This is a genomic window from Rhodanobacter sp. FW106-PBR-R2A-2-24 (assembly GCF_058789615.1).
Genome location: NZ_JBYTBV010000002.1, coordinates 2,400,653 through 2,426,206, shown reverse-complemented (window position 1 = coordinate 2,426,206; position 25,554 = coordinate 2,400,653). Strand labels below are relative to the sequence as shown.

Annotated in this window: 22 protein-coding genes and 2 tRNA genes; 7 read left to right on the top strand and 17 right to left on the bottom strand. The window is 68.7% G+C overall.

What is annotated here, in order from left to right; translation table 11 throughout:
- Positions 1–87: 87 nt before the first annotated feature.
- From ychF to AC3WQA_RS12090, 8 genes are all read right to left on the bottom strand, one after another.
- Positions 88–1,176, bottom strand: a complete 1,089-nt coding sequence (gene ychF / locus AC3WQA_RS12125) for a redox-regulated ATPase YchF (protein WP_492675303.1) — start codon at positions 1,174–1,176, stop codon at positions 88–90.
- A gap of 123 nt (positions 1,177–1,299) precedes the next feature.
- A complete protein-coding gene (gene pth, locus AC3WQA_RS12120; RefSeq protein WP_492675302.1) occupies positions 1,300–1,905 on the bottom strand; it encodes an aminoacyl-tRNA hydrolase in 606 nt (201 codons plus the stop codon).
- Positions 1,906–1,954: 49 nt separating this feature from the next.
- Positions 1,955–2,632 (bottom strand): 50S ribosomal protein L25/general stress protein Ctc, encoded by a 678-nt coding sequence (locus tag AC3WQA_RS12115; RefSeq protein ID WP_492675301.1) that lies wholly within the window; start codon positions 2,630–2,632, stop codon positions 1,955–1,957.
- Between the two features lie 168 nt (positions 2,633–2,800).
- Positions 2,801–3,739, bottom strand: coding sequence for a ribose-phosphate diphosphokinase (locus AC3WQA_RS12110; RefSeq protein ID WP_492676355.1), 939 nt, complete (start codon positions 3,737–3,739; stop codon positions 2,801–2,803).
- Between the two features lie 58 nt (positions 3,740–3,797).
- Positions 3,798–3,875, bottom strand: a tRNA-Gln gene (locus tag AC3WQA_RS12105).
- 158 nt (positions 3,876–4,033) lie between these two features.
- Entirely contained in the window at positions 4,034–5,431 is a 1,398-nt protein-coding gene (gene ispE / locus AC3WQA_RS12100; protein ID WP_492675300.1) for a 4-(cytidine 5'-diphospho)-2-C-methyl-D-erythritol kinase, read from the bottom strand.
- A gap of 34 nt (positions 5,432–5,465) precedes the next feature.
- Entirely contained in the window at positions 5,466–6,071 is a 606-nt protein-coding gene (gene lolB / locus AC3WQA_RS12095) for a lipoprotein insertase outer membrane protein LolB (RefSeq protein ID WP_492675299.1), read from the bottom strand.
- A complete protein-coding gene (locus AC3WQA_RS12090; protein WP_492675298.1) occupies positions 6,068–7,750 on the bottom strand; it encodes a tetratricopeptide repeat protein in 1,683 nt (560 codons plus the stop codon). The genes lolB and AC3WQA_RS12090 overlap by 4 nt, the downstream gene beginning before the upstream one ends.
- Before the next feature lie 158 nt (positions 7,751–7,908).
- On the opposite strand from AC3WQA_RS12090, the gene hemA reads away from it, so the two are divergent.
- Positions 7,909–9,177 carry a glutamyl-tRNA reductase gene (gene hemA, locus AC3WQA_RS12085; RefSeq protein WP_492675297.1) on the top strand — a complete coding sequence of 423 codons (1,269 nt, stop codon included), beginning with the start codon at positions 7,909–7,911 and terminating at the stop codon, positions 9,175–9,177.
- 91 nt (positions 9,178–9,268) lie between these two features.
- On the opposite strand, the gene AC3WQA_RS12080 is transcribed toward hemA, so the two are convergent.
- The 3 genes from AC3WQA_RS12080 to rplM form a co-directional block, all read right to left on the bottom strand.
- A tRNA-Gln gene (locus tag AC3WQA_RS12080) sits at positions 9,269–9,343 on the bottom strand.
- A gap of 12 nt (positions 9,344–9,355) precedes the next feature.
- Positions 9,356–9,748, bottom strand: a complete 393-nt coding sequence (gene rpsI, locus AC3WQA_RS12075) for a 30S ribosomal protein S9 (protein ID WP_492675296.1) — start codon at positions 9,746–9,748, stop codon at positions 9,356–9,358.
- A 9-nt stretch (positions 9,749–9,757) separates the two neighbouring features.
- Positions 9,758–10,186 (bottom strand): 50S ribosomal protein L13, encoded by a 429-nt coding sequence (rplM, locus tag AC3WQA_RS12070; protein WP_492675295.1) that lies wholly within the window; start codon positions 10,184–10,186, stop codon positions 9,758–9,760.
- Positions 10,187–10,381: 195 nt separating this feature from the next.
- On the opposite strand from rplM, the gene coq7 reads away from it, so the two are divergent.
- Positions 10,382–11,023 (top strand): 2-polyprenyl-3-methyl-6-methoxy-1,4-benzoquinone monooxygenase, encoded by a 642-nt coding sequence (coq7, locus tag AC3WQA_RS12065; protein ID WP_492675294.1) that lies wholly within the window; start codon positions 10,382–10,384, stop codon positions 11,021–11,023.
- Between the two features lie 36 nt (positions 11,024–11,059).
- Here coq7 and speD read toward each other — a convergent pair whose 3' ends face one another.
- A complete protein-coding gene (gene speD / locus AC3WQA_RS12060; RefSeq protein ID WP_492675293.1) occupies positions 11,060–11,845 on the bottom strand; it encodes an adenosylmethionine decarboxylase in 786 nt (261 codons plus the stop codon).
- A 310-nt stretch (positions 11,846–12,155) separates the two neighbouring features.
- On the opposite strand from speD, the gene crp reads away from it, so the two are divergent.
- Entirely contained in the window at positions 12,156–12,851 is a 696-nt protein-coding gene (gene crp / locus AC3WQA_RS12055) for a cAMP-activated global transcriptional regulator CRP (RefSeq protein ID WP_492675292.1), read from the top strand.
- 17 nt (positions 12,852–12,868) lie between these two features.
- On the opposite strand, the gene AC3WQA_RS12050 is transcribed toward crp, so the two are convergent.
- Entirely contained in the window at positions 12,869–15,826 is a 2,958-nt protein-coding gene (locus tag AC3WQA_RS12050) for an EAL domain-containing protein (protein WP_492675291.1), read from the bottom strand.
- Positions 15,827–15,978: 152 nt separating this feature from the next.
- Here AC3WQA_RS12050 and dinG point away from each other — a divergent pair, with 152 nt between their 5' ends.
- From dinG to AC3WQA_RS12030, 4 genes are all read left to right on the top strand, one after another.
- Positions 15,979–18,102 (top strand): ATP-dependent DNA helicase DinG, encoded by a 2,124-nt coding sequence (gene dinG / locus AC3WQA_RS12045; RefSeq protein ID WP_492675290.1) that lies wholly within the window; start codon positions 15,979–15,981, stop codon positions 18,100–18,102.
- A gap of 65 nt (positions 18,103–18,167) precedes the next feature.
- Entirely contained in the window at positions 18,168–18,719 is a 552-nt protein-coding gene (locus AC3WQA_RS12040) for a HutD/Ves family protein (protein WP_492675289.1), read from the top strand.
- A 76-nt stretch (positions 18,720–18,795) separates the two neighbouring features.
- Positions 18,796–18,993: a hypothetical protein gene (locus AC3WQA_RS12035; protein ID WP_492675288.1), complete on the top strand. Its 198-nt coding sequence runs from the start codon at positions 18,796–18,798 to the stop codon at positions 18,991–18,993.
- A 1-nt stretch (position 18,994) separates the two neighbouring features.
- The gene (locus tag AC3WQA_RS12030) at positions 18,995–19,375 is read left to right on the top strand and encodes a YchJ family protein (RefSeq protein WP_492675287.1); all 381 of its coding nucleotides are present in this window, start codon (positions 18,995–18,997) and stop codon (positions 19,373–19,375) included.
- 52 nt (positions 19,376–19,427) lie between these two features.
- Here AC3WQA_RS12030 and ligB read toward each other — a convergent pair whose 3' ends face one another.
- The 4 genes from ligB to AC3WQA_RS12010 form a co-directional block, all read right to left on the bottom strand.
- The gene (gene ligB, locus AC3WQA_RS12025) at positions 19,428–21,128 is read right to left on the bottom strand and encodes an NAD-dependent DNA ligase LigB (RefSeq protein ID WP_492675286.1); all 1,701 of its coding nucleotides are present in this window, start codon (positions 21,126–21,128) and stop codon (positions 19,428–19,430) included.
- Positions 21,129–21,220: 92 nt separating this feature from the next.
- Positions 21,221–22,000 (bottom strand): NRDE family protein, encoded by a 780-nt coding sequence (locus tag AC3WQA_RS12020; protein WP_492675285.1) that lies wholly within the window; start codon positions 21,998–22,000, stop codon positions 21,221–21,223.
- A gap of 42 nt (positions 22,001–22,042) precedes the next feature.
- Complete coding sequence (locus tag AC3WQA_RS12015) at positions 22,043–24,160, bottom strand: beta-agarase (protein ID WP_492675284.1); 2,118 nt, start codon at positions 24,158–24,160, stop codon at positions 22,043–22,045.
- Positions 24,157–25,488, bottom strand: a complete 1,332-nt coding sequence (locus tag AC3WQA_RS12010; RefSeq protein WP_492675283.1) for an APC family permease — start codon at positions 25,486–25,488, stop codon at positions 24,157–24,159. The genes AC3WQA_RS12015 and AC3WQA_RS12010 overlap by 4 nt, the downstream gene beginning before the upstream one ends.
- Positions 25,489–25,554 lie beyond the last annotated feature (66 nt).

The window sequence follows — 25,554 nt, the reverse complement described above, 5'->3', positions numbered from 1 at the left end:
GAAGGCCGACATTATGCCCGCTTGCCGCGCGCTGGGCGGCGCTCCAGCCGCTTCACGATGCATTGTTCGCGAGCGGCGCGACGGCGTTTAGACGTTGAACAGAAAGTGCAGCACGTCGCCGTCCTTGACCACGTAGTCCTTGCCTTCCTTGCGCAGGCGGCCCGCATCGGCGGCGCCCTTCTCGCCCTTGTAATGGATGAAGTCGTCGTAGCCGACGGTTTCGGCGCGGATGAAGCCACGTTCGAAATCGGTGTGGATCACGCCGGCGGCCTGCGGCGCGGTGTAGCCGCGCTTGATCGTCCAGGCGCGCACTTCCTTCACGCCGGCGGTGAAGTAGGTTTGCAGGTCGAGCAGCTTGTAGCCGGCGCGGATCACGCGATTGAGGCCGGGCTCGTCCAGACCGAGATCCTTCAGGAACTCATCGCGGTCGGCGTCATCGAGCTGCGCCATTTCCTCTTCGATGGCGGCGCACACCGGCACCACCTCGGCGCCCTCCTCGGCGGCGCGGGCGCGCACGGCGTCGAGGTGCGGGTTGTCGTGGAAGCCGTCTTCCAGCACGTTGGCAATGTACATGAGCGGCTTGAGCGTGAGCAGGAACAGGTCGCGCACCAGCGCCTTTTCCTCGTCATCCAGCTTCACGCTGCGCGCGGACTTGCCATCGTTCAACGCCGTCGCGAGCTTTTGCAGCACCGGCTTCTTCGCCATCGCCTCCTTGTCATTGGCCTTGGCCGCGCGCTCGGCGCGGTTCAATGCCTTTTCCACCGAGTCGAGGTCCGCCAGCGCCAGCTCGGTGTCGATGGTTTCGATATCGGCGATGGGATCGACCTTGCCGGCCACGTGGATCACGTCGCCTTCGAAACAACGCACCACGTGCGCGATGGCGTCCACCTCGCGGATATGCGCGAGGAATTTGTTGCCCAGGCCTTCACCCTTGGACGCGCCAGCCACCAGGCCGGCGATATCGACGAACTCCACCGCCGTAGGCACGATCTTCTGCGGGTTCACGATGGCCGACAGCGCATTCAGACGCACATCCGGCACCGGCACCACGCCCACGTTCGGCTCGATGGTGCAGAACGGGAAATTCGCCGCCGCGATGCCCGCCTTGGTGAGCGCGTTGAACAGGGTGGACTTGCCGACGTTGGGCAGGCCGACGATGCCGCATTTAATGCCCATGACGATGCTCCACGGGACTCGGGACTCGGGACTCGGGACTCGGGAAAGCGCAACTGGGCAACATGGAATGATTCCAAAGACAGGGTAAATGACGAAACACGTGGGGCTTGCGCCTCGATGCTCTTACGAGTCCCGAGTCCCGAGTCCCGAGTCCCGGCTTGTGTGTAACCGCTGCATCGCCTTGTCGAACTGGCCTTGCACCGCCAGCGGCAGCACGTCAAGCGCGCGGGCGATGCCGTCGGTGATGGCGTCTTCATCTTGCGCCGAAGGGCGGCCCAGCACCCAGCCGGTGACCTTGTCCTTGTGGCCGGGATGGCCGATGCCAAGGCGCAGGCGGTGGAACTTGCCGTGGCCCAGGTGGGCGACGATATCGCGCAGTCCGTTCTGGCCGCCGTGACCGCCGTCGAACTTGAGGCGCGCGGCGCCGGCGGGCAAATCCAGATCGTCGTGCGCGATCAGGCACTCGTCCGGCTCGATCTTGTAATAGCGCAGCGCGGAGGCCAACGCGATGCCGCTCTTGTTCATGAAGGTGGCGGGCTTGAGCAGCCACACGGGCTGGCCGGCGATGCGCAGCTTGCAGCTTTCGCCGTGCAACTTGCCGTCGAAACTCCAGCGCTCACCCTGCCCTGCCGCGAGGGCGTCCACAAACCAGAACCCGGCGTTGTGCCGGGTTCGGAGGTATTCGGCACCGGGGTTGCCCAGTCCGACGATGAGCTGCAAACCCGCCATGACGGCCAGCAAGCGTGCGGCCCGCGCACCAAGCGCGGGCCGCAGCAGCTTACTTCTTGGCGTCCTTGGCCGGCGCCGCCGGCTTGGCGGCAGCCTTGGCGTCGGCCGGAGCAGCGGCCTCGGCGACCGGCGCTTCCTCGGCCTCTTCCTTCACCGTGTTGGCGGTGACTACGGCGGCGTCGTGCGACTCGCCCAGGTGCAGCGCCACCAGCTCCACGCCCTTGGGCAGGGTGAGCTGGGAGAGGTGGATGATGTCGCCGGGCTTCAGTGCGGCCAGATCCAGCTCGATGTGCTCGGGCAGATCCTTCGGCAAGCAGCTCACTTCCACTTCGGTCAGGTTGTGCGAGATCAGCACGCCCGAGGTCTTGGCGGCGGCGGACTTTTCCTTGTTGAGGAAGTGCAGCGGCACGTGCGCGCGCAGCTTGGCGTTCTCGTCGACGCGCAGGAAATCCATGTGCATCATCTGCTGCTTGTACGGGTGCTTCTGCCAGTCGCGCACCAGCACCTTCTGCACCTTGCCGTCGACGCTGAGGTCGAGCACGGAGGAGAAGAACCACTCGTGCTTGGCGGCGAGCAGGATGGTGTTGTGCTCGATCTGGATGCTCTGCGCGGGCTGGCCCGCACCATAGATGACGGCCGGAACGAAGCTCGCACGACGCAGGCGGCGGCTCGCACCCTTACCCTCGTCCTTGCGGCTTTCGGCCTTGATTTCGTGAATCTGTGCCATGTTGGTAGTACCTCGAAGTTGGCCACCTTGCGGTGGCTTGGTGACTCCCCCGCGACCAAGGGAGTCTGGATCGGGACTCGGGACTCGGGACTCGGGACTCGGAGAGGCAAAAGCTTTCGCTTGGCTGCTCTTCCGAGTCCCGAGTCCCGAGTCCCGAGTCCCGGTTAATCAATCCACATACAGCGAACTCACCGATTCGCCCTGGGCGACGCGGCGCATGGTTTCGGCGAGCAGCTCGGCCACCGACAGCACGCGGATCTTGGGGTTGGCCTGCGCCTCGGGGCTGAGCGGCAAGGTGTTGGTGACCACCAGCCGATCGAGCTGCGAGTTTTCCAGGTTGCGCATGGCGGCGCCGGAGAGCACCGGATGCACGCAGTAGGCCACCACCTTCTTCGCGCCGCGCTCCTTCAGCGCGGCGGCGGCGGCGCACAGCGTGCCGGCGGTGTCGACGATGTCGTCCACCATCACGCAGGTCTTGCCGGCCACGTCGCCGATGATGTTCATGACCGTGGCCACGTTCGCCTTGGGGCGGCGCTTGTCGATGATGGCGAGGTCGGCGTCGTCCAGCCGCTTGGCCAGCGCGCGGGCGCGCACCACGCCGCCCACGTCCGGGCTCACCACGATCATGTCGTCCATGCTGTAGTGGCGCCAGATGTCGGCGAGCAGCACCGGCGAGGCGTAGACGTTGTCCACCGGGATGTCGAAGAAGCCTTGGATCTGCTCGGCGTGCAGGTCGACGGTGAGCACGCGGTCGAAGCCGGCGGTGCTGATGAGCTTGGCCACCAGCTTGGCGGTAATCGGCACGCGGGTGGAACGCGGACGGCGATCCTGCCGGGCGTAGCCGAAGTACGGAATCACGGCGGTGACGCTGGCGGCGGATGCTCGCTTGAGCGCATCGGCCAGCGCCAGCAGCTCGATCAGGTTCTTCGCACTCGGTGCGCCGGTGGGCTGCAACACGAACACTTCCTGGCGGCGCACGTTCTCTTCGATCTCGATCTGCACTTCGCCGTCGCTGAAGGTGCTGACCAGCGCCTTGCCCAGCGGCACGCCCAGCCGATGGGCGACTTCCTCGGCAAGTTGCGGGTGCGCCTTGCCGGCAAACAGCATCATCGGGCTGGACCTGTCCACGCGTGCATTCCTCGAAGAACCTGTTACGACTACCGGATGGCTGGGGCGGCAGGATTCGAACCTGCGAATGCGGGAATCAAAATCCCGTGCCTTGACCGGACTTGGCGACGCCCCATGAATTGTTTCCTCCGCCACGTCCTGGTGGCGGAAATGCCACCGGCATCCGGCCGGAGGCATCGTCCACTAGCACCGCGTCCATGTGGCGGAAGCTCCACCGGCCGTCCTGACCGAACCCTTCCAGCGAGCAAACGCCGCTTCAAGCGCGGCGCCGGGTCAAGAATTTTTCGCTCCGGCGGAGGCCGCGCGATGCCGATCCCATGCAGCCAGCAACGGCGAACGGTTGACGCCGCTTGCCACGTGGACGCCGAACTCATCGGGGCACAACGCCGCGATGGCTTCGGCCTGTTCCCGCGTCACGGTCTCAAGAAACACGCAACCACCACTGCCGGAAAGCCGCGCCGCCCCATGACAGCCCAACCAATCCAACGCCGCTGCCACCTCGGGATGACGCCCCCGCACCACCGGTGCGAAGGCATTTTCCGTCGTTTCGCCCGAAACAAAGGATGAAATTGTCGCCTGCGGCGCATTGCGTGTCAATTCAGGCGCTTGGAACAGCGCCGAGGTAGGCACGTGCGCGCGCGGATCGAGCACCACGTAATGCCGTCTCGGCAGGGTCAGCGGGGTGAGCCGCTCGCCCACGCCTTCGGCCCAGGCGCTGCGACCACGCACGAAAACCGGCACGTCGGCCCCCAGTTGCCGACCCAGCTCGGCCAGCGCGTCCTCGTCTAGACGGCAGCCCCACAACTGGTTCAGCGCCACCAGCACAGTGGCGGCATCCGAGCTGCCGCCGCCCAGGCCGCCGCCCATCGGGATGCGCTTTTCCACCGCGATGTCGGCACCGGCCACGCCGCCCGTGTGCGCCTGCAGCAGGCGGGCGGCGCGTACCGCCAGATCGCTGTCGGCCGGTACGCCGGGAACCTCGATGACGCGTTGAATTGCGCCGTCCTCGCGCACGCGCAGGCGCAGCTCATCACCCCAGGCCAGCAGGCGGAACACAGTCTGCAACTCGTGGTAGCCGTCGCTCCGGCGACCGGTGATGCGCAGGAACAGATTCAGCTTGGCCGGCGCCGGCCAGCGCGTCCAGCCTGCGGGCGATAGCTGTAACCGGCGGCGCATGTACACGCGCAGATGCATGGGAAAGCCGCGTTCGCGGTCGTGCGCATGGTGTGCAGCCAGCGCCGGGGTGTACTGCCGGGGCGGGATGACGGCAAAGCCGTGACGGGCGTAGAACGGCGCGTTCCACGGCACGTCCGTGAGCGTGCCCAATACCACCGAGGGATAGCCCGATTCGGCGGCCCAGGCGCAGGCGTGCTCCAGCAGCGCCGCGCCGATGCCGCGTCGACCGTGGCTGGGCAGCACGTCGATCTCGGCGATGCCAACCTCGCCGTCCGCCACCTCCACGCCCACAAAGCCCACGGCCTGGCCGTTCGCATCCAGCGCCACCCATACGCGTCCAGCGGCAATGGCCGGCGCCAGCGACCGTGGATCCATCGGCGAGGCGGCATAGGCCGCCCAGGCCGGATGGCCGCGAAACAGCTGCTGCGCCGCCCGCTCGATGTCGAGCAGGGCATCGAGCTGGGCAGGGTGGGCGGGGGCAATGGTGCAGGTCATGCGGGAAACCGGAGGTGCCGCGCGGGCGCGCGGACTAGTGAATCGTCCAACTCTCCACCGACAGTCTTACCTTGTACGGCGGCTGCGCGGCGAAGATGGTGGTGGGCAGCGGCGGCTGGCGCGTGACGTCCCAGGCGCGGTACTCCACCGTCCAGCCATCCTGGCGCAACTGCGAGGGCAACTGGTTGTCGCCGAAGCTCAGCTCGGCCGGGCCGCTGTCGGCGCGCAGGCCCAGCACCCAGGCGCGCAGGTCGTGCAACGGCACCTCCCAGCCCAGCGCGCGGCGCATCAGCGTTTCGGCGTCCGCGCCCTGTAGCGGGCCGCCGTCCAGCCCTTCCAGCAACGCGCCATCGTTGCCGCCGCTCAGTTCGAAGCTGCGCCCGGTGATGGGAGCGCGGAACACGAAGCGGTAGTTGTCGCCATCCTGCGTCCAGGTAAAGCCGCCGCTGCCGCCATCGTGGCCGTCGGAAACACCGAGGCGCCCTTCCAGCGTCCACGTGTCGGCGTGCGCCAGCGCGTGCTCGCGCGCGAGTTGGGCGCCCAACTGGCCAGCGTCGCCGTGGTGGCGCACCAGCGCCGGGGTGCAGGCGGCGAGCAGCAGCGGCAGCACCGCCGCGGGGAAACGATGCGGGAATCTCATGGTTGCAGGCGCTTCAGGGTGTCTTGCAGGCTGGCGTTGCGTGGATCGAGCTTGCGCACGGCATCGAATACGCGCTGCGCGCCCGCGCGGTCGCCCTGTTGCCAGAGCACCTCGCCCAGGTGCACGCCGATGTCGGGCATCTGGCTGGCTTGCCAGGCAGCGTGCAAGACCTGCGCCGCTTCATCCAGATGGCCCAGCCGGTATTGCACCCAACCCCAGGAATCGGCGATGGAGGGGTCGTCTGGTCGCGCCGAGCGCGCCTTGGCGATCAACGCCGCGGCCTCGGCAAGATCCCGGTTGGCATCGGCCAGGGTGAAACCCAGTGCGTTGGCGGCGTCGACATCATCCGGTTTTTGCTGCAGCAGGCTGCGGAAATCCTTCACCGCGAGGTCGACCTGGCCGGCCGCGGCGTAGGCCATGCCGCGTCCGTAGAGCAGGCCGGCATCGTTGGGTACCACCTGCAGGGCGTGCGAGTAGGCGGCAATCGCCGGCACGTAGCTGCCGTCGCGCATGTACAGCTCGGCGTCGAGCTGCCAGGCCTGGCGCAACTGCGCGGGCTGATCGAGGTAATCCAGTTGCAGTTCGCCGAGCAATTCGTGCGCCGCCGCGCTCTTGCCCTGCGCCTGCAGCAGCACGGCGCTGCGCAAGTCGGCATCGAAGGCATGTGGATCGGCGTCGTCCACCTGGCCATACCAGGACAGCGCCTCGGCGTCGCGATGCTGCATCTCGGCGAGCTGGCCGAGCAGGTAGGCGCTCTTTTCGCGCAACGCGGGGGCGGCTTGCCGCACTTGCCGATACAACGCGGCCAGCGCCTTGTCGTCGTGGCTGTGCACGGCCAGCGCGGCGCGCAGCCGATAGGTGTCGACGTCCTGCGGGCCATGCGCCAGCAGTTTCGCGGCGGCCGCGTCGTCGCCCACCGCGCTGAGCACGCTGGCGTAGGCCAGGCGCAGGCGCGCATCCTTGGGCGAGCGGGCAACCGCCTGCTGCAACAGCTCGCGCGCGCCCTTGGTGTCGCCGCCGTGGGCGCGCATCTGCGCCGCCCATGCGTAAACCTGCGGCTCGCGCGGGAAGCGCGCCATCGCCGCGTCGGCCAGTTGCCGGGCATAGGCGTGGCGGCCCAGCCGCTCGCCCAGCTCGCTCATCGCGAGCCAGGCCTGCGGATCGGCGGGCAGGCGCGCCGGCGTGGCCAGCGCCACCAGCAGTTGCCCAGCCTGCGCCGGGTCACGCGCGCCCACCAGCACCTGCCCGAATTCGCGCCAGGCGTTCGGGGCGTGGCTGTCGGTAAGTCGCTGCAGTTGACGCTGCGCCTCCGGCGTGTCGCCGCGATTGAGCGCCAATTGCGCCCGCGTCCGCGCCATCGCCGTCGCGTCGGCGCCCAGTGCCTGCCAGCGATCCAGCGCGCGCGCGGCGGCCGCGTCGTCATGCACCGCAATGGCCAGCATGGCGGCGCGTTCGGCCACCTTGGGGTCATGGCCCAGTTGCGCCGCCGTGCCGTAATACTGCGCAGCGGCTTTCAGGTCGCTCCGCCCCAACGCCATTTCACCGGCCAGGAGCTGCCCCAGCAGGTCATGCCCGGCATCGGGCGTGGCCACCACCATCCGCGCCAGCGGCTGAACCGGCCCGGTTGGCGCCGGCTTGTGCGGCACCGGCGCGCACGCCGGCAAAGCGAGCGCCAACATCGCCGCTGCCGTAAAATGCCGCAATAGCTTGATTCCGCACAGCCCGCTTCGCACACTGACCACTGTCTGTTCGTCCATTCGCCCGTTACGCCTCGATCGCGCGAGCATCCACGTCGACTCGACGACAAGCTTAGCCTACGCCGCCAGATATCCGCCTCATGCCGTTGATCGCCCTCGGGCTCAATCACCTCACCGCCCCGGTCGGCCTGCGCGAGCAGGTGGCCTTCGATGCCGAGACCGCGGCCGCCGCGCTGCACGAGCTGGGGTGCGAACCGGGCGTGGAAGAGGCGCTGATCCTGTCCACCTGCAACCGCACCGAGTTGTACGTGGGGGTGGCGGCCGGCGCCGAAGACTTGCCGCAGAACTGGCTAAGCCGCCACCACCGTGTGACCCCGGGCAAGCTGGACGAGTTCCTCTACCGCCACGACGAGCGCGATGCCGCGCGCCACCTGTTCCGCGTCGCCACCGGACTGGACTCCATGGTGCTGGGCGAGCCGCAGATCCTGGGCCAGGTGAAGGACGCCTACCAGCTCGCACGCGAGGCACATACGCTGAGGGCACCGCTGGATCGCCTGCTGCAGCACACCTTCGCGGTGGCCAAGCGGGTACGCACGGAAACCCGCATTGGCGCGCACACCGTGTCGGTGGCCTTCACCGCCGTGCGCCTGGCCGAGCAGGTGTTCGCCGATCTGCGCGAAGCCTGCGTGCTCTTGATCGGCGCTGGCGACACCATCGAACTGGCCGCCCGCCACCTCGCCGAGCAGCACGTGCGCCGCCTGATCGTGGCCAACCGCACGCTGGAAAACGCGCAGGAACTCGCCAGCCGCTATGGCGGCTACGCGGTGGCGCTGGCCGACCTGCCGCAACACCTGGCCGAGGCCGACGTGGTGATCTCCTCCACCGCCTCACGCACACCCATCGTCACCCGCGCCATGGTGGAAAAGGCACTGGCCGCGCGTCGGCGCCGGCCGATGTTCATGGTGGACATCGCGGTACCACGCGACATCGAGCCCGGCGTGGCCGAACTGCCCGACGTCTACCTCTACGGCATCGACGACCTGCAACAGGTGATCGACGACAACCGCCGTTCGCGCGCTGCCGCCGCGCGCGAGGCCGACGCCATCATCGACCTGCAGGTGGATCGCTACATGGCCTGGCGCCACGCGCTCACCTTGCACAACCCGGTGCAGGAGCTGCGCCAGCGGGCCGATCACCAGCGCGACGAGGTACTGGGCAAGGCGCGCGCCATGCTCGCCCACGGCAAGAGTGCCGACGAGGCGCTGGCCTTCCTCGCCCACACCCTTACCAACAAGCTGTTGCACCAGCCCAGCGCACACCTGCGTGAGGCGGCGCTTTCCGGCGATGCGGAGTTGCTGCGCATCGCGGGGCAGTTGTACGGGTTGGATGAGGACGGCCCCGCCGGGTAGCACCAAGGCAACCCGGCATCACTGTCGCCAGGCGTGCGGACTGATCGACCAGACGCAAGAAACCCGCCTTGCGGCGGGTTTCTTGCGTATTTGGCAGCCCCGGAAGGATTCGAACCTCCGAATGCCTGAGTCAGAGTCAGGTGCCTTACCGCTTGGCGACGGGGCTGTAGACCGGAGTTTAGCGCTTCGAGAACTGGGTGGCGCGACGTGCCTTGTGCAGGCCGACCTTCTTGCGCTCGACCTCGCGGGCGTCGCGGGTCACGAAGCCGGCCTTGCGCAGCGGCGACTTCAGGGTTTCGTCATACTCGATCAGCGCGCGTGCGATGCCGAGACGGATCGCGCCAGCCTGACCGGTGATGCCGCCGCCTTCGACGGTAACCTTGATGTCGAACTTGTCGGTGTTCTGGGTCAGCTCAAGCGGCTGGCGCACGATCATGCACGAGGTCTCGCGACCGAAGAACTGGTCGAGGTTCTTGCCGTTGACTTCAATCGCGCCGGTGCCCTTGCGCAGGAACACGCGGGCGGCGGAGGTCTTGCGACGGCCAGTGCCGTAATTCTGTTGGATCGCCATGATGATTCCTTAAACCTCGAGGGCCTGCGGCTGCTGCGCGGCGTGCGGATGCTCGGCGCCGCCGTACACCTTGAGCTTGCGGTACATATCGCGGCCCAACGCATTCTTCGGCAGCATACCCTTGACGGCGATCTCGATCACGCGCTCGGGGTGCGTAGCCAGCATGTCCTTCAGACTGGTGGTCTTCAGGTTGCCGACGTAGCCGGTGACGCGGTGGTACATCTTGTCGTCAAGCTTGGCGCCGGTCACGTGCACCTTCTGCGCGTTGACCACGACGATGTAATCGCCGGTGTCGCAGTGCGGGGTGAACTCCGGCTTGTGCTTGCCACGCAGGCGGCGCGCGATTTCGGTCGACAGGCGGCCGAGCGTCTTGCCCGTGGCATCGACCACGAACCAGTCGCGCTTGACGCTTTCTGCCTTGGCGGTGAAAGTTTTCATTTCGGGATACCTGTCTGCCGCCCAACGGGGGCGGTTGCACTTAATCGATGAAGCAAAGGCGCGAGATGATAGCGGAGCCGTCATCGCCTGCGCAAGTCCACCGACAGGTGGCCTGTGAGCTGGCAATGATAGCATGCGTCGCCGGTCGCTTGCATAGCCCCTACCTCGGTGACACCGCGACCGCAGGAGAACCCCATGAACGCCCGTGTCTTGAGCCCGCTGGATCGCCTGTTGTGCGGCATCGAGCGCGCGTTGGAAACCGTTGCCGGCCAGCCGCCGGCCAGCCGCCCCTCACCCGCGCTCCATGCGCCGCATGCCGAACTGGACGAGGCCGCGCGCCGTCACGCCGCCGGCCTGATGCGCGTGAACCACACCGGCGAGGTCTGCGCACAGGCCTTGTACGACGGCCAGGCCGCGCTGGCGCGCGACACGACCAACCGCGAGCACCTCTTGCACGCGGCCGCCGAGGAAACCGACCATCTGGCTTGGTGCGGGCAGCGCCTCGCAGAACTGGACAGCCGTCCCAGCGTGCTGAACCCGCTGTGGTATGCCGGCAGCTACGCCATCGGCGCGCTGGCCGCACTGGCCGGCGACGCGGTGAGCCTGGGCTTCGTGGTGGAGACCGAGCGTCAGGTGGAGGCGCACCTGGCCGAGCATCTGGAGTCGCTGCCCGCGCAGGATGAGCGCTCGCGCGCCGTGCTCGTGCAGATGAAGGTGGACGAGGCGCGCCATGCGCAGGATGCGCAAGCGCGCGGCGGCATCGACCTGCCGTTTCCGATCCCGCAACTGATGCGGGCCAGCTCGATGGCGATGAAGACGGTTGCTTATCGGGTTTGAAAGCCCCTCTCCCGCGCGGAGAGGAGTGCAAGCCGCCTACATCAGATTGCGGCCGTGGAACAGCTCCTCGATCTCGCGGCGCAGCAGCAGCTCGATCTTCTGGCGCTCCTTGAAGGAGAGGTCGTCGGCGTGGGCCTCGAACAGGTAGGTGTCGAGGTCGAAATCCTTGATGTGCATCTTCGTGTGGAACATGTTTTCCTGATACACGTTGACGTCGAACATCTCGTACTTCTGGCGGATGTGGCGCGCCAGGTAGTCCTGCACCGAATTGATCTTGTGGTCGATGAAGTGCTTCTTGCCCTTCACGTCGCGGGTGAAGCCGCGCACGCGGTAATCGCACACCACGATGTCCGACTCGAAGCTGTCGATCAGGTAGTTCAACGCCTTCAGCGGCGAGATCACCCCGCAGGTGGCCACGTCGATGTCGGCGCGGAAGGTCGCGATGCCGTTGTGCGGGTGCGTCTCGGGGTAGGTGTGGACGGTGATGTGGCTCTTGTCCATGTGCGCGACCACGGCACCGGAAATGGTGTCGCGGCCGAGCTTCTCGACGATCGGCTCCTCGGAAATCAGGATGGTCACCGAGGCGCCCTGCGGGTCGTAGTCCTGGCGGGCCACATTCAGGATGTTGGCGCCGATGATCTCGGCCACGTCGGTGAGGATCTGGGTGAGCCGGTCGGCGTCGTACTGCTCGTCGATGTACTCGATGTAGCGCTGGCGCTGCTCTTCCGACACTGCATAGCAGATGTCGTAGATATTGAAGCTCAGGGCCTTGGTGAGGTTGTTGAAGCCCTGCAGGCGCAGGCGCGGAAGCGGCTTGACCACGACGACTCTCCATGGCCGATGGCGGCCAGCAGATGAGGCGGGTTAGCAGCAAGGGTCCCCGCGGGATTGCGGACGGCGGGGACCCTTGTCACCCGTCATCCGGCCAGCAACCAAGGGCAGGCATGCCCTCGGCGAAAGACTGCGAAGTATGCAGCAAAGCCATGGAAAAATGAACCACTGCCCGTCACCGGGTTTGCCACGGCCGCTGGATCAGCGATGATGCGCACTGCGGCCGGTAGGGGCTGACCGCGCCAACGCAATCACATACGCCGCTTGCGGCGCATGCAGCGACGTACCGAGGAAGACCGCCGTGGCGCTACTCAAATACCAGCTTCAACAAGCCTTCGAACGCTCGCAGGCGCCACTCGCCTTCGCCCCCGACCCGGATTCGATGGAGCGTTTCCTGGCCCAGTGCCACCGCCGCCGCTACCCCAGCAAGACCGCGATCATCCGCCCCGGCGACCCCGCCAACACGCTGTACTACGTGATCGACGGCTCGCTCTCGGTGTGCACCGAGGACGAACAGGGCCGCGAATTGATCCTGGCCTACATCAACCGCGGCCAGTTCATCGGCGAGATGGGCCTGTTCGTGGCGCAGTCGCAGCGCGAGTCCGTGGTGCGCACGCGCACCATCTGCGAGATGGCCGAGGTCAGCTACGAGCGGCTGTTCCAGCTGATGCGCGGCCCGCTGGCCGAGGAATGCCCCAAGCTGCTGTTCGCGATCGGCGCGCAGCTCACCAACCGCCTGCTACGCACCTCACGCCAGGTGAGCCGGATGGCCTTCATGGACGTCACCAACCGCATCTCGCGCACCCTGCTCGACCTGTGCGAGGAGCCGGATGCGATGACCCATCCCGACGGCACCCAGATCCGCATCTCGCGCCAGGAAGTGAGCCGCATCGTCGGCTGCTCGCGCGAGATGGTCGGCCGCGTGCTCAAGCAACTCGAAGAGCAGGGCATGATCGGCGTGTCCGGCAAGACCATCGTGGTGCGCGGCACGCGCTGACGCCACGCCGGCGCGTCTCAGGCACCGTCTGCCGGCAGCGGCTGCGGTGCGGGTCGCCCCAGCAGGAAACCCTGGCCGTATTCGCAGCCCATGGCGTGCAACACGTCCCGCTGGGCCTGCGTTTCGATGCCTTCGGCGATCACGTCGATACCCAGGGCGAACGACAGCGCCAGGATCGCCGTCACCACGGTATTGGCGCCGGAACCGCCATCGAAGTCGAGCCCGCTGACGAAGCTGTGGTCGATCTTCAGCTTGCCCAGCGGCAGCGAGTGCAGGTAGCTCAGCGAGGAATAGCCAGTACCGAAGTCGTCCAGCGCGGTCTGGATGCCGGCCGCGCGCAGGCGCTCGAACATGCCGCGCACGCGCGCCTGGTCGTCCAGCAGGGCACCCTCGGTGATCTCCAGCAGCAAGCGCTCCGGCGCCAGCCCGCTGCGTTCCACCAGTTGCAGCAGGCGTCGCTCGAAATCGGCGTGCCGCAGGTGCTGTGGCGACACGTTGATGGTGACGAAACCGTTGCCGGTATCCGGCTGCGCCATGCGCGCGCAAACCTTGACGTAGAGTTTCCAGTCGATGGCGTCGAGCAGGCCGCTGTCCTGCGCGATGTGCACGAAGTCCGTCGGCAACAGCAGGCCGCGCCGGGGGTGGTTCCAGCGCAGCAAGGCCTCATGGCCCACCACCTGGCCGCTGCCGAGATGCACGATGGGCTGGTAGTAGGGCTCGAACTCGTCATGCTGCAAGGCGTGGCGCAGCTCGATCTCCAGCGCCAGCTGATCCACCGCGTTCTGCGCCAGCGTCTCGTCGAACAGCATGTAGCGGCCGCGCCCCAATTCCTTGGCCCGGTACAAGGCCATGTCGGCATCGCGCAGCAAGGCGTCGGCCCGTTCATGGCGATCCTGTTCCAGCGCAATGCCCACGCTGGCCGATGGCTCCAACTCGCGCCCGCCCACCCACAGCGGCTGGTGCAAGCTCTGCAGCACCGCCTGCGCCACCTGCTCGGCCCTGCCTGGTTCGCCGACTTCGTCGAGCAGGATGGCGAACTCGTCGCCGGACAGGCGCGCCGCCACGTCCGGCGCCTGCACGCCCTGGCGCAGGCGGCGAGCCACCTCCTGCAGGAAGGCGTCGCCGGCCAGATGACCGAGGCTGTCGTTGATGACCTTGAACCGATCGACGTCGAGATAGAGCAGGGCGCAGCGCGCCCCCGGCCGCCGCTGAGCCAGGCGCCGGTTGAGTCGTTCGCGCAGGTAGCTGCGGTTGGGCAAGCCGGTGAGCGCGTCGTGGCTCACGTCGTGACGCAGGCGCTCCTGGATGCGCTCGCGCTCGGCGATCTCCTGCCGCAGCTCGCGCGTGCGCTCGGCCACGCGCTGTTCCAGTTCGGCGTTGGCCTGCTGCAGCGATGCCGCCGCGCGCCGCCGATGGATGCTGTTGGCGATCTGCAGGGCGGCGAAGCTGAGCAGTTCCATGTCGGCCTGGTCGTAGCGCACTTCCGGCGTGTAGCTCTGCACGGCCACCAGGCCAATCACTTCGTCGGCCACCCGCAGCGGCACGCCCAGCCAGCATTGCGACGGGCGGCCGATGGGCGCCTTGTCGATTTCGCCGCGCGCCGCCAGCTCGGCCACGTCCTGGGGAAAGCCCAGGAACGCCTGGCCGCTGCGCAGCACGTACTCGGACAAGCCGCGCGCCAGCTCGCGTTCGCTCAGGCCGTGTTCGTCGTCGTCCACGGCATAGGGAAACCGCAGCCGGCGGCGATCCGCCGTCAGCAGCGCGATGAAGAAATTCTCCGCATTGATGAGCTCGCCCACCACCTCGTGCACGCGCCGGTAGAACTCGTCCTCGCTGATGTCGGCGGTGGCGAGCTGGGCCAGATGGAACAAGGCCGCCTGCAGGCGCTCGGCCCGCTCGCGCTCAACCACCTCCTGCTGCAGATCGTAGTTGGCCTCGGCCAGCTCGCTGGTGCGCAAGCGTACGCGGTGCTCCAGTTCGTCCATGTTCTGCTTGCGTTCGATCGCCGTCAGCACGTGGCTGCCGACGAACTGCAGCAGCACGCGATCCTCTTCGACGAAGTGCATGTCGTCGCGGTAACTCTGCACCACCAGCGCGCCGTGCACTTCGCCGTCGCGCCGCATTGGCACGCCCAGCCAGTCCACCGCCATCGGGCCGGTCGGCGTCCAGTTGCCGCGAAGCTGTTGCCTGATCGCGTCCATGCTGCCCATCAAGGCCCGGCCGCTGGTAAGCAGATGCCAGGTCAAGGTGCCGCGCTCGTCGTCCAGCGGCATGGCGGCATCCAGCGTCGGCGCGTCGGTATCCTGCGTATCGGCGTAGTAGAGGAAGCGCATCGTGCGCAACTGCGGATCGCAGCGCACGATGAAAAAATTCTCCGCGTACATCAGGGTGTCGATGATGCCGTGCAACTGGTGCAGCACCTCGGCCATGTCCAGGTTCGAACCGGCCAGATCCGCGATGGCGAACAGGGCGCGCTGCAGGGTTTCCGAACGGGACAACTGCCGATGCGCAGCTTCCAGCTCGCGCAGCTTGAGCGCCTGCTCCAGCTTCTGCGTGATGAGCGGCAAGCTGGGCGCCAAACCCGCCAGCACCGCCTCGTGCCCGCTGCCCTTGGCCAGCTCCAGCAACAACGCGGCGCGCCCGCGCGTCAGCAGGCGTACCGCCAGGGCATCTCCGAACGCCACATGCGGGAGCCCGGTGCGCTCCAAACGCCCGCGCACCATCGCCAAGGCGGGCGAAATCGGGGTTTCGGCGACTTCCTCGGGGGCCGCGGCAAACGGCGACCAGGCGATCTGTGCGCTGACGCAGCCCGGCTGGGCGCGCGCCAGCGTCACCGCCAGGCGGGCGATTTCGCCAGGGTCGGTCGCCTGCACCAGCCGGGCCAGCCAGGCGACGACGCCGGCGCCGCCCGCAGTCGATGCGGCGGCCCGCAGGCCGCCCATGTTGTCCTCGTGGAGTATGGTGGAACCCGACATCCGCCTCCCCTGCCCGATGGCGGCAACCCATCCAGTCGACCAACGCGCCGTACACGCTCACTGGATCGGCTTGCCTCTTTGCATCTTGAGCCCTGCCGCGGACTTTTCCAAGCAAGCTCAGGCCTTGCTCCGGCAACCGCTAGAATTTGCCGATGCTCACCGACACCACCAAGGACGCCATCCGCGCCGCCTACGCGCGCCTGAAGGAAGGCCTGCCCGGCTTTCGCCCGCGCGCCGCGCAGGGAAAGATGATCGCCGAGGTGGCCAAGGCGCTGGCCGCATCAAACGGCGCCGCCGCGGTCGAGGCGCCCACCGGCACCGGCAAATCCATGGCCTACCTCATTGCCGGTTACGCCGTGGCCCGCGCGCAGCAAAAGAAGCTGCTGATCGCCACCGCCACCGTGGCGCTGCAGGAGCAACTGGTGGAGCGCGACATCCCGCTCTACCTCAGGATCTCCGGCAATCAGGCCAAGGTGGCGCTGGCCAAGGGCCGCGGCCGCTACCTGTGCCCGCGCAACCTGGCCATGACGATGAACAGCCTGGCCGGCTCCGCCCAACTGGGCCTCGGCTTCGACGCCGACCTGGCGATCTGGGCCAAACCGCCGGCCGAACGCGACAAGACCGCACTGAAAAAACTGGCCAAGGCCTGGGAAGCCGGCGAATGGAAGGGCGACATGGACGCCGCGCCCGAGCCGGTGGGCGACTTCCTGCGCCCCATGCTCACCACCAGCGCCGGCGGCTGCACCAACCGCAAGTGCGTGTATTTCCTGCAATGCCCGTTCTTCGTCGCACGGCGCGCGGTGGAGGATGCCGACATCATCGTGGCGAATCAGGATCTGGTACTGGCCGACCTCACCATGCCCGATGGGGACGAAGGCTGGGGCGGCGTGATCCTGCCGCACCCCGACGAGACGCTGTACGTGTTCGACGAGGCCCACCACGTGCCCGGCAAGGCCATCGACCGGGGCGCCTCGGAGGTGTACATGACCGCCGCGCTGCGGCAGCTGAACCGCCTCGGCCGGCAGGTGCACGCCGCCTACTCGCTCACCGACAAGGAGAGCCTCGGCAAGCTCACGCTGGAAGCCGGTGACGCCAGGCTGCAGGAGCTGTCCGACACGCTGGAAGCCCTGGAAAAAACCATCCGCCTCGCCTGGTTGCCCGATCCCGCCGAAAAGGAGCCGGTCTACCGCGGCTCGCTGGGCGCCTTGCCGGCAGACTGGGTGGAGCATGCCCGCGCGCTGAGCCTGCTGACCCAGGAAGTGCAGCGCTGGCTCACCGCCGTGCGCCGCGCCGTGGTGGAGATGACCGATGGCGGCCCCACCCAGGAGGCGCTGTCGCGCGAACTGGGCATGGCGCTGGAGCGCCTCGCCCACCACGCCGCCTGCTGGCAGGCCTGGTCGGGCACGGATGCCGAGACCGCCCCGCCGCTGGCGCGCTGGGTAAGCCTGGCCGGCGACCAGCAACTGGTCTGCCACGCCTCGGCGGTCTCGGCCGCCGAACTGCTGCGCAACGTGCTGTGGGGCAACGCCAGCGGCGTGCTGCTCACCTCCGCCACGCTCTCCGCCGGCGGCCATTTCCGCGGCTACGCCGACGCCGTAGGCCTGCCCGACGACGCCGCCACCTTGAGCCTGCCTTCGCCCTTCGACCTCGCCGCGCAGGCCCAACTGCACGTGCCAGCCATCACCGCGCTGCCCGACGCGCGCGAGGAGCACGCACAAGCCATCAGCGACTGGCTGGCCGCCGAACTGGACTGGAACGCCGGCAACCTGGTGCTGTTCACCTCGCGCGCCAAGCTCGACCGCGTGCTGCAGCGCCTGCCGATCGACAAGGTACGCAAGGTGCGCGCGCAGGGCTCGCTGGGCAAGGCGCAACTGATCGCCGAGCACGTCGCCGACGTGGAAGCCGGCAAGGGCAGCACGCTGTTCGGCCTGGCGAGCTTCGGCGAAGGCCTGGATCTTCCCGGCAAGCTGTGCGAGACCGTGGTCATCACCCAGTTGCCCTTCGCCGTGCCCACCGACCCGGTCGGCGCCACCTATGCCGAATGGCTGGAATCGCGCGGCCGCAACCCGTTCGTCGAGGTGGCCATCCCCGAGGCCACCCGCCTGCTCACCCAATACTGCGGGCGGCTGATCCGCAGCGAAACCGACCACGGCCGCATCGTGATCCTCGACCGCCGCGTGGTCACCAAGCGCTACGGCGCCGGCATGCTGCGCGCGCTGCCGCCATTCAAGCGCATGATCGAAACCACCCCGCAGGAGCCCGCTCGCGGGCGATAACGCTCCGGGCAAACCGCCCACATCGCCCGCCAGCGGGCTCCTACCCCAATCCATCCGCCACGAGCATGCCCATCATCGCCCTCGCCGACTGCCCGCCGCGCCCATGGAAAAACGGCCTGGGCCGCACTCGCGAACTGGCCATCCATCCGCCCGGCGCGAGCATGGACGATTTCCTGTGGCGCGTGAGCATTGCCGAAGTGGACAAGGCCGCGCCGTTCTCCGCCTACCCCGGCATCGACCGCGTGATCGCCCTCTTGGACGGCGACGGCTTCACCATGCAGCTGGCCGATGGCCGCACCCACGCCCTCACCACGCCTTGCGCGCCGTTCGCTTTCGCCGGCGAGCTGGACGTGACGGCAACGCTCGCCGGTCGCCCCGGCCGCGACTTCAACCTGATGTGCCGACGCGAGCATGTGCGCGGCGCGCTCACCGCCGTGCACGGGCCGGGACGCCACGCGCTGGCACCGCACACCGTGCTGGTGTTCTGCGCGCGCGGCCGCATCGACACCAGCGAAGGCCCACTTGCCGCCGAGCAGGCCTGGCTGCCCAACGGCGCCGGCCACTATGCGCTGGCGGCGGACGCGATGGCCCTGGTGGCGCTCGTGGCGCCCCGCTGAAACCCTGCCATGCGTCATCTGCCCGGCGCACCGCATGTGCGCCAGAATGGGGACCCCTGACCTTCGAGGTATAGCCATGGCCGCCTTCCTGCTTTGGCTGTTGCTGCTGGTGTTTTGCTGGCCGCTGGCGCTGCTGGCGCTGGTGCTCTACCCCATCGTGTGGCTGCTGTGCCTGCCGCTGCGGCTGGTGGGCATCACCGTGGGCGCGGTGTTCGCTTTTCTCGGTGCGTTGCTGATGCTGCCGGCGCGCGTCCTGCGCGGCCGTCCGGTCTGAGGTGAAACCCGCCGCGCCCTGCCCCTGCGGCAACCCCGCCGGTTATGCCGCCTGCTGCGGCCCGCTGCACGATGGCGCACCCGCCGCCAGCGCCGAGGCATTGATGCGCTCGCGCTACAGCGCCTACGTGCTGGGTCGCACCGACTACCTGCTGGCCAGCTGGCACGCCAGCACGCGGCCGGACGCCGCCGAGCTGGACACGCCCTCGCCCACCTGGCTGGGGCTGGAGATCAAGCGCGCCGAAGCACACGGCGACCACGCCACCGTGGACTTCGTCGCCCGCCTGCGCCACGGCGGCGGCAAGGCGCAACGCATGCACGAACTCAGCCGCTTCGTACGCGAGGGCGGCCGCTGGTATTACCTGGACGGTGAGCTGTCGTAGGTGCGGTTGCCGCCGTGACCCAGGCGGCGCGACCGAAGTCGCTCCGTCGCCGCTAGCGCCGCCGTGCGGGGCGCTGGAAGCCGGCGATGCCAGCCGCGCGCATCTGGACGGCCAAACCGCGCACGTCGGGATGAGCGAAGAAAGCCGCCAGCTGCCGCGCATGCGCGGCGCTGGCGCCTTGCCCGCGCCAGCCGGCTTCGTCCAGCGCCGCCAGGGCGGCCCAATCCAGCCCGGCTTCCACCGCCTCACGCGGCGCCCCCAGCGCGCGCAACCAATCGGCAAACGGACGGCCACGGGCGGTGGCAAAGGCCTGCGCCAATGCAGCGGCACGCGGTCGGCCGATGCCGGGCACGCCCGCCAGCTGCGCCGGCGTCAGGCTCAGCCAGTCCAGCAGGCCGCGCACCCGCCCCGCCTCGATCAGCGCCTGCCAGGTCTCGGCTGCCACGCCATCCATGCGCAGCCCCTGCTTGCCACCCAGCCACTGCAGCCGGGCGAAGAACTGCAGCTCGCAGCCGGGCGTGGCGGCCCAGCAGGTCAACAGCTCGTGGTGCGCGGCATCGGGCACGCTGACCGCGATACGCTCGCTGGCACGCCACACCACCGCCTGCAGACGCGGGATGGTGAGGCCAGCCAACGCCACCTCGACCCGATCGCCGGGGCGGATATCAAGCTGCTGCCAGCGTTTGAGCGAGCCCACGCTCACCCGCGTGATGCGGTGGTCGTCCAGTTGCACGGGGGCCAGCTCCAGCACCGGCGTGATGCGCCCGCTGCGACCCACCGTGAAGCGCACCGCGCGCACTTCGGCCAGCGCACTGGCGGCGGGGTATTTCCACGCCACCGCCCAGTCGGGTGGCGCAGCGCGCCAACGCGACGCCGCCGGGCGATGCCCTTGGCGCAGCACGGTGCCATCGGCGGCGAATGGCAGCGCGTGGCGATACCAGGCATCGCGCCAACGCTTCACGTCGTCGAGGCTGCCCGCAGGCTGCGTCAGCGCCGCGCTGCCAGCGAAGCCCAGCGCGCGCAGACCGGCCAGCCGCGCCGGCATGTCGGCCGGGCCGCTGGGCCAGTCCCACACGAACAGGCCGATCTTCGCGGCGGTGGCGGTGTCCAGCGTCGCACGCGCCAGCGCGCCGGCCACCGCCGAGCGTGCGTTGACGCCACCCGCCTGCGCCTGCACGTGCCCAGGCAACCGCCACACCAGTTCGCCTTGCAACACCACGCGTGCCGGTGCGTGCGGCAACTGCTTGGGAATGGCGGCGATGCGCTGTGCCTGCGCCGTCCAGTCGCTGCCGTGCCAGCCGTCGCCACGGCTCACCGCCTGCTGCAACGCGCCGTCCACATAGAGCAGGGTCACCGCCACGCCATCGGCCTTGGGCTGCACCCATAGGTCGCGGTAGCCGCGTGCGCGCATCCAGCCATCCACCGCGGCGGCATCGGGCAGCTTGGCCAGGCCGGTCTGCGCCACCGGCGCGGCATGGCGGCCGCCGGCGTCGCCCAGATGCGCCAGCGGCGCGGGAGCCTGCGCGGGAAAGCAGGCAACCCATGCCGCCAGTTGCTGTTCGGCCTGGTCGTAGACGGCGTCGCTCACCGGCGCGGCGCCATCCACGCGATAGGCATGGTTCCAGCCGTCCAGCCGCGTGTGCAGCGCGGACAACTCCACCTGCGCGCGCGCCGGCGACCAGCGCGGACAATCGGCGGCGCCGGCGGCACCGGCCCACAGGACGATCAAGGACAACAAACAGCGCGGATGCATCGGTGACTCCCGCCACACGGAGCCACCACGCTAACCACCGCCCCGCGCCAGCTCAGGCGGCACGGAGCGCAGCGTCGCGTAGGCGCAAGGCTTCAGCGCGTGGGGGCCGATGCCTTGCCGAAGCGCAGCCGCGTTTCGCCATCGAAGCGTCCCAGCGGGCCGAAGCGGCGTTCCACGATCACCCCGGCGCCGTCGTGGCCAATCGCCAGCACGGTGCTGGCGCGGGTGCCGTAGCGTTCGCCGCGAATGAAGGCGGGCGACAGCAGGCGTTCGCGTTCCAGCCCGACGCCGGTATCGGGCAGTTCCGCATCCGGCGCGTGCCGCTCGTCGGCCAACGCGGCGAACAGCGGCGCGAAATCCTCGTCCGCGCCCAGCCGCAACCAGGCGGTGAGGCGCTGCATCAGCGCACGCGTCTTTGGCCAGGGCGTGTTGAAGTCGGCGTTGGAAAGACCGTGCACGCCGGGCATCACCGCCTCGGCGCGCGCGCCGGGGCGATTGCCGAGATAGAACGCGCTGTCCGCATCGAAGGTGAGCAGGTTGAACGGGCGATAGCCGGCGGCCCGTGCGAGCAGTTGGCTCGCGTGCGCGAGTGCGCCCTCCGCGCCAACCAGGAAGTCGGTGGCGAGCAGGCCGCGCGAGGCGCCCAGTTGCGGGTCGCGCGGATCGCGCACGTTGGTCACCACGCAGCAGCGCCCCGCGTCGGTCACGCCCAGCCAGGTGCCGCCGGCCTCGAGATCGCGGCCGCCGAGGATGGGCAAGTCATCCCAGCGCGCCAGCGGCGCGCTGGGCCGCGCATGCAGCTCGTCGCGGTTGCCGACGAGCACCAGTCGCCAGCGCGGATGGGACTGCCAGGCGAAGGCGATCAGGCACATGGGTGGCTCCGATGGAATCGAATCGCGAGCGCCGTCATGGTGTCACAACCCGGCCTGCACCTGCGCATTGGCCTTGCGCACCGCCTCGACGAAACCCGCAAACGGGATATCGGTGATGCCCACCAGGCTGAAGTGCCCGTTCTCGCCATCCAGCAGGCGGCCGGTGACCGGCTCGTCCGCGTATTCGAACCAGTGAGTGCCCACGATCTCCGGATCGCCCGTCGCCGCCTGCAGGTAGCGCGCATAGGCTTCGCCGCGTTGCGCCTCGCTCGCCACCGACACCACGCCCTTGCCGAACGGGCCACGGTCGTCGGAACCGAAGTGGAACTCGGAAATCAGCACCGGCTTGTCGAGCTTGCGCATCGCCGCCGCGTCGAAGCCGTGCTGCGGCACGTCGGCGTAGATGTTGAAGCTCACCACGTCGCAATACCTGGCGCACGCCGCGACAGCCTCGGGCGTCTTCACCGCGAAGCGGCTGCCCAGATAAAGATGATGCGGATCGTGGCGATGGATCGCCTCGACGACGGTACGGAAGAACCGGTCCGCATACCGGGCCAGCCAGGCGCTGTAGTCGGCGGCGATGGCGGGGTGCGCTGCACCCGGCGCGGGCGCGGGGAAGTTGGTGGCGTCCAGCGCGTCCCATGAGGGCAGCGCGATACCCCATGCCGCCGCGAGCTTGCCCGGGGTGCCGTATTTTCGCTTCAGGTCGGCAATGAAGGCCTGCTTGGCCGCGCTGCGTGCCTCGCCGTGCAGGGTGCCCATGGCGAGCGCCCAACGACCTTCCGGGCCATAGGCGGACCACGACAATTCGTTGTCGGCGAAATAGCCCAGCAACCACGGATCGTCGCGCACGCCACGCGCGGCCCTTGCCGCCGCGGCATCCGCCGCCGGCGCGAAACGCGGGTCGAACGGATCGGGCATGCGGCCCCACCAGTCGTAGCCGGTGGCAACGGTGCCGAAATCGCCGCGGATATCCAGCTCGCGCGTGTAGGGCAGCTGGTGCAACGCGCCCAGCGCGGGATCGCTCCAGTTGGCGATGGTGTTGAAGCCCCATGCCTGCAGACGCGCCAGGGTGCGCGTGCGCCACGCAGCCAGCCAGTCCGTGCCGTCCACCCGGTACAGGTTGGCGGCGTAGAAGTCGAACCACTGCCCGTGGTCGCAGCAGCGGCCCGCACCTGCTCCCTGCTGCGCATTGCGGTTGTCGCCGGTGCCGTAGAACGCCGCCCACGCGCCACGGTCCGGCGGCAGGTCGCGGAACATGTACGTGCGGTCCTGCACGTAGGTGCGGGTGTCGTCGGCCTTCACGGTGTTCACGCCTAGCGAGAAGAAGCCGTGACCCTCCGGCGTGACCAGCCACCAGCGACCCTTGGCCTTCTGCGTGTGGAACCAGCCGGTCGCCGGCAGACGGACGTCCAGACGTCCGCCGTAGTGATCCTCGTTGCCAGGCGATCCGGCGGGTGACGTACGCCGGACGGCAGCGCGCAGCGCGGCATCGTCGGCAACCTTCTCCGGCCACTCTTCCCGGGTGTACTGGCCGTAGTGGTCGACGATGCCGGTATAGGCTTCGTGCAGCGCGGCCTCGCCAGGCACCGCGTCCATGCGTCCGAACAGCAGGGATTGCGCGGCTTGCGGCGCCGGCACCGAGAGCCGCACGTCATGAACCGCCGAGAGATCGAGCGCGCCCGCAACGGTGGTCGCCACCAGCACGCGCCTGCCGCGGTCGTCGAACGGTCGGGTCGGCCCGGCCTGCATGCCGAAAGTCAGCGGCGAGACGGCACGCAGCGGCACCACCAGGGTCTGCGCGGGGCCGGCAGGCAGGCCCACCACGGCGTGCAGGTGCGACTTCGCGCCCGCACCGTCGATGTCGATCGCCAGGGTCACCGCCCACGGCATCGCGTTCTGCACGCGCAGGCGCAACTCGCCCTGCCCCTGCCAGTTCCAACCGCCCTGCGCGGGCATCACGACGACCTGCGGTTGGGCGGCCGGCTGGAACGTGTAGCGTTGCTGCTTTACGCCGTCCTGCGCGGTTTCCGTCGCTGCGGTACGCACCACATGTTGCAGGTCGGCGCGCGTCGACGCTGCCGTGAGGTCGGCCACCTCAGTCGCCATTACCTGCGTGGCGACCAGCACTACAACACCCGCCAGCCAGATCCGCTTCATGCCACTCTCCTCCGCAGCCATTGCCACAACCCGTACACCGGCGCACCGAGCGCGATGATAAGCAGGCTCATGCCGGCATCGTGCGGCGAGGCAATCGCCGTCGCCACGATCACGCCGAGCACGGTGAGCACGAACACCAGCGGCAGCAGCGGGAACCACGGCACGCGGTACGGCGCCGGCTCGTCCACGAACTTCCAGCGGTACCAGAACAGCGTGCCGATGCCGAAGGCGTGGCCCAGCCACTCGCCCACCGTGGTGTAGTCCACCAGTTGGCCGAAGTTGCCCCACAGCATCAGCACGATGGTCCAGCCGCCGAGCAGCGCCAGCGCCACGTGCGGCGCGCGGCTCACCGGATCGATGCGGCCCACCGCGCGGAACAGTGCGCCATCCGCGCCCATGGTCTGCAGCACGCGCGCACCGCCGGCGATGGCGATGCTGCAATAGCCGAAGGTGGAGCAGGCGATGCCGACCGCCATCACCTTCTCGCCGGCCGTGCCGAACAGGTGGCGCATCAGGTCGGCGGCGGGCGCGGAGCTGGCGGCCAGGCCGGCGTGGCCCATGCCGGTGAGATAGGCGATGTTGGCCAGCACATAGGCGGCGACCACGCCCAGCATGCCCAGCAGCAGCGCGCGCGGCAGGGTGCGCTGCGGATCGCGCACCTCGCCAGCCAGGTCGTTCAAGTAATGGAAGCCGCCGTAGGTGAACAGCACCGGCAAGAGCGCGCCCACGAAGGCGCCGCTGGACACGTGGTGCGTGGTGTCGGTGGCGAGCACGCCGCCCAGATGCCCGTGTGCCAGCGCCAGGCCCACCGCCACCAGCAAGGCCACCGCGGCCAGCTTCAGCACGGCGAACACGTTCTGCAGCATGGCGCCGGCGCGAATGCCGCTGAAGTTCACCCCCACGATGAACACGATGGCGGCCACGCCCGCCGGCGTCACCCATGTGGTGGAAAGCCCCAGCGCCTTGCAGAAATAATCCGCGAAGGTGATCGCCACCGCGGCCACGCTGCCGGGGTAGTTGATGAGCGCCATCGTCCAGCCGAACAGGAACGCCGGCAGCACGCCGAAGGCCTCGCGCAGGTAGAGATAGATGCCGCCCGCCTGCGGCCGGCGCGAGCCGAGTTCCGCGTAGCACAGCACGCCAGCAAGCGTGAGCGCCCCGCCCAGTACCCACAGCGCCAAGAGCGGCAAGCCGGAAGCCGTGCGCTCCGCTACCGTGGCCGGCGTGCGGAAGATGCCGGCGCCGATCACGCCGCCAATCACGATCATGGCGCCATCCCACACGCCGAGGCGGCGCAGGTAGGCGGGGGAGCTGTCAGTCGTCGTCATCGGGCAACCTTGGCATGGCCGGCCCGCCCCGCGCCAGCCCCTTGCGCTTGCCCGTCTCGCCGCAAA

Coding starts and splice junctions, on each gene's coding strand:
- AC3WQA_RS12050 (WP_492675291.1), bottom strand. CDS start 15,826: ATGTCGGGTTCCACCATACTCCACGAGGACAACATGGGCGGCCTGCGG.
- AC3WQA_RS12015 (WP_492675284.1), bottom strand. CDS start 24,160: ATGAAGCGGATCTGGCTGGCGGGTGTTGTAGTGCTGGTCGCCACGCAG.
- ligB (WP_492675286.1), bottom strand. CDS start 21,128: ATGCATCCGCGCTGTTTGTTGTCCTTGATCGTCCTGTGGGCCGGTGCC.
- coq7 (WP_492675294.1), top strand. CDS start 10,382: ATGAACGCCCGTGTCTTGAGCCCGCTGGATCGCCTGTTGTGCGGCATC.
- AC3WQA_RS12040 (WP_492675289.1), top strand. CDS start 18,168: ATGCCCATCATCGCCCTCGCCGACTGCCCGCCGCGCCCATGGAAAAAC.
- pth (WP_492675302.1), bottom strand. CDS start 1,905: ATGGCGGGTTTGCAGCTCATCGTCGGACTGGGCAACCCCGGTGCCGAA.
- rplM (WP_492675295.1), bottom strand. CDS start 10,186: ATGAAAACTTTCACCGCCAAGGCAGAAAGCGTCAAGCGCGACTGGTTC.
- AC3WQA_RS12110 (WP_492676355.1), bottom strand. CDS start 3,739: ATGCTGTTTGCCGGCAAGGCGCACCCGCAACTTGCCGAGGAAGTCGCC.
- AC3WQA_RS12090 (WP_492675298.1), bottom strand. CDS start 7,750: ATGTTGGCGCTCGCTTTGCCGGCGTGCGCGCCGGTGCCGCACAAGCCG.
- AC3WQA_RS12020 (WP_492675285.1), bottom strand. CDS start 22,000: ATGTGCCTGATCGCCTTCGCCTGGCAGTCCCATCCGCGCTGGCGACTG.
- AC3WQA_RS12035 (WP_492675288.1), top strand. CDS start 18,796: ATGGCCGCCTTCCTGCTTTGGCTGTTGCTGCTGGTGTTTTGCTGGCCG.
- AC3WQA_RS12115 (WP_492675301.1), bottom strand. CDS start 2,632: ATGGCACAGATTCACGAAATCAAGGCCGAAAGCCGCAAGGACGAGGGT.
- dinG (WP_492675290.1), top strand. CDS start 15,979: ATGCTCACCGACACCACCAAGGACGCCATCCGCGCCGCCTACGCGCGC.
- ispE (WP_492675300.1), bottom strand. CDS start 5,431: ATGACCTGCACCATTGCCCCCGCCCACCCTGCCCAGCTCGATGCCCTG.
- rpsI (WP_492675296.1), bottom strand. CDS start 9,748: ATGGCGATCCAACAGAATTACGGCACTGGCCGTCGCAAGACCTCCGCC.
- ychF (WP_492675303.1), bottom strand. CDS start 1,176: ATGGGCATTAAATGCGGCATCGTCGGCCTGCCCAACGTCGGCAAGTCC.
- lolB (WP_492675299.1), bottom strand. CDS start 6,071: ATGAGATTCCCGCATCGTTTCCCCGCGGCGGTGCTGCCGCTGCTGCTC.
- AC3WQA_RS12010 (WP_492675283.1), bottom strand. CDS start 25,488: ATGACGACGACTGACAGCTCCCCCGCCTACCTGCGCCGCCTCGGCGTG.
- hemA (WP_492675297.1), top strand. CDS start 7,909: ATGCCGTTGATCGCCCTCGGGCTCAATCACCTCACCGCCCCGGTCGGC.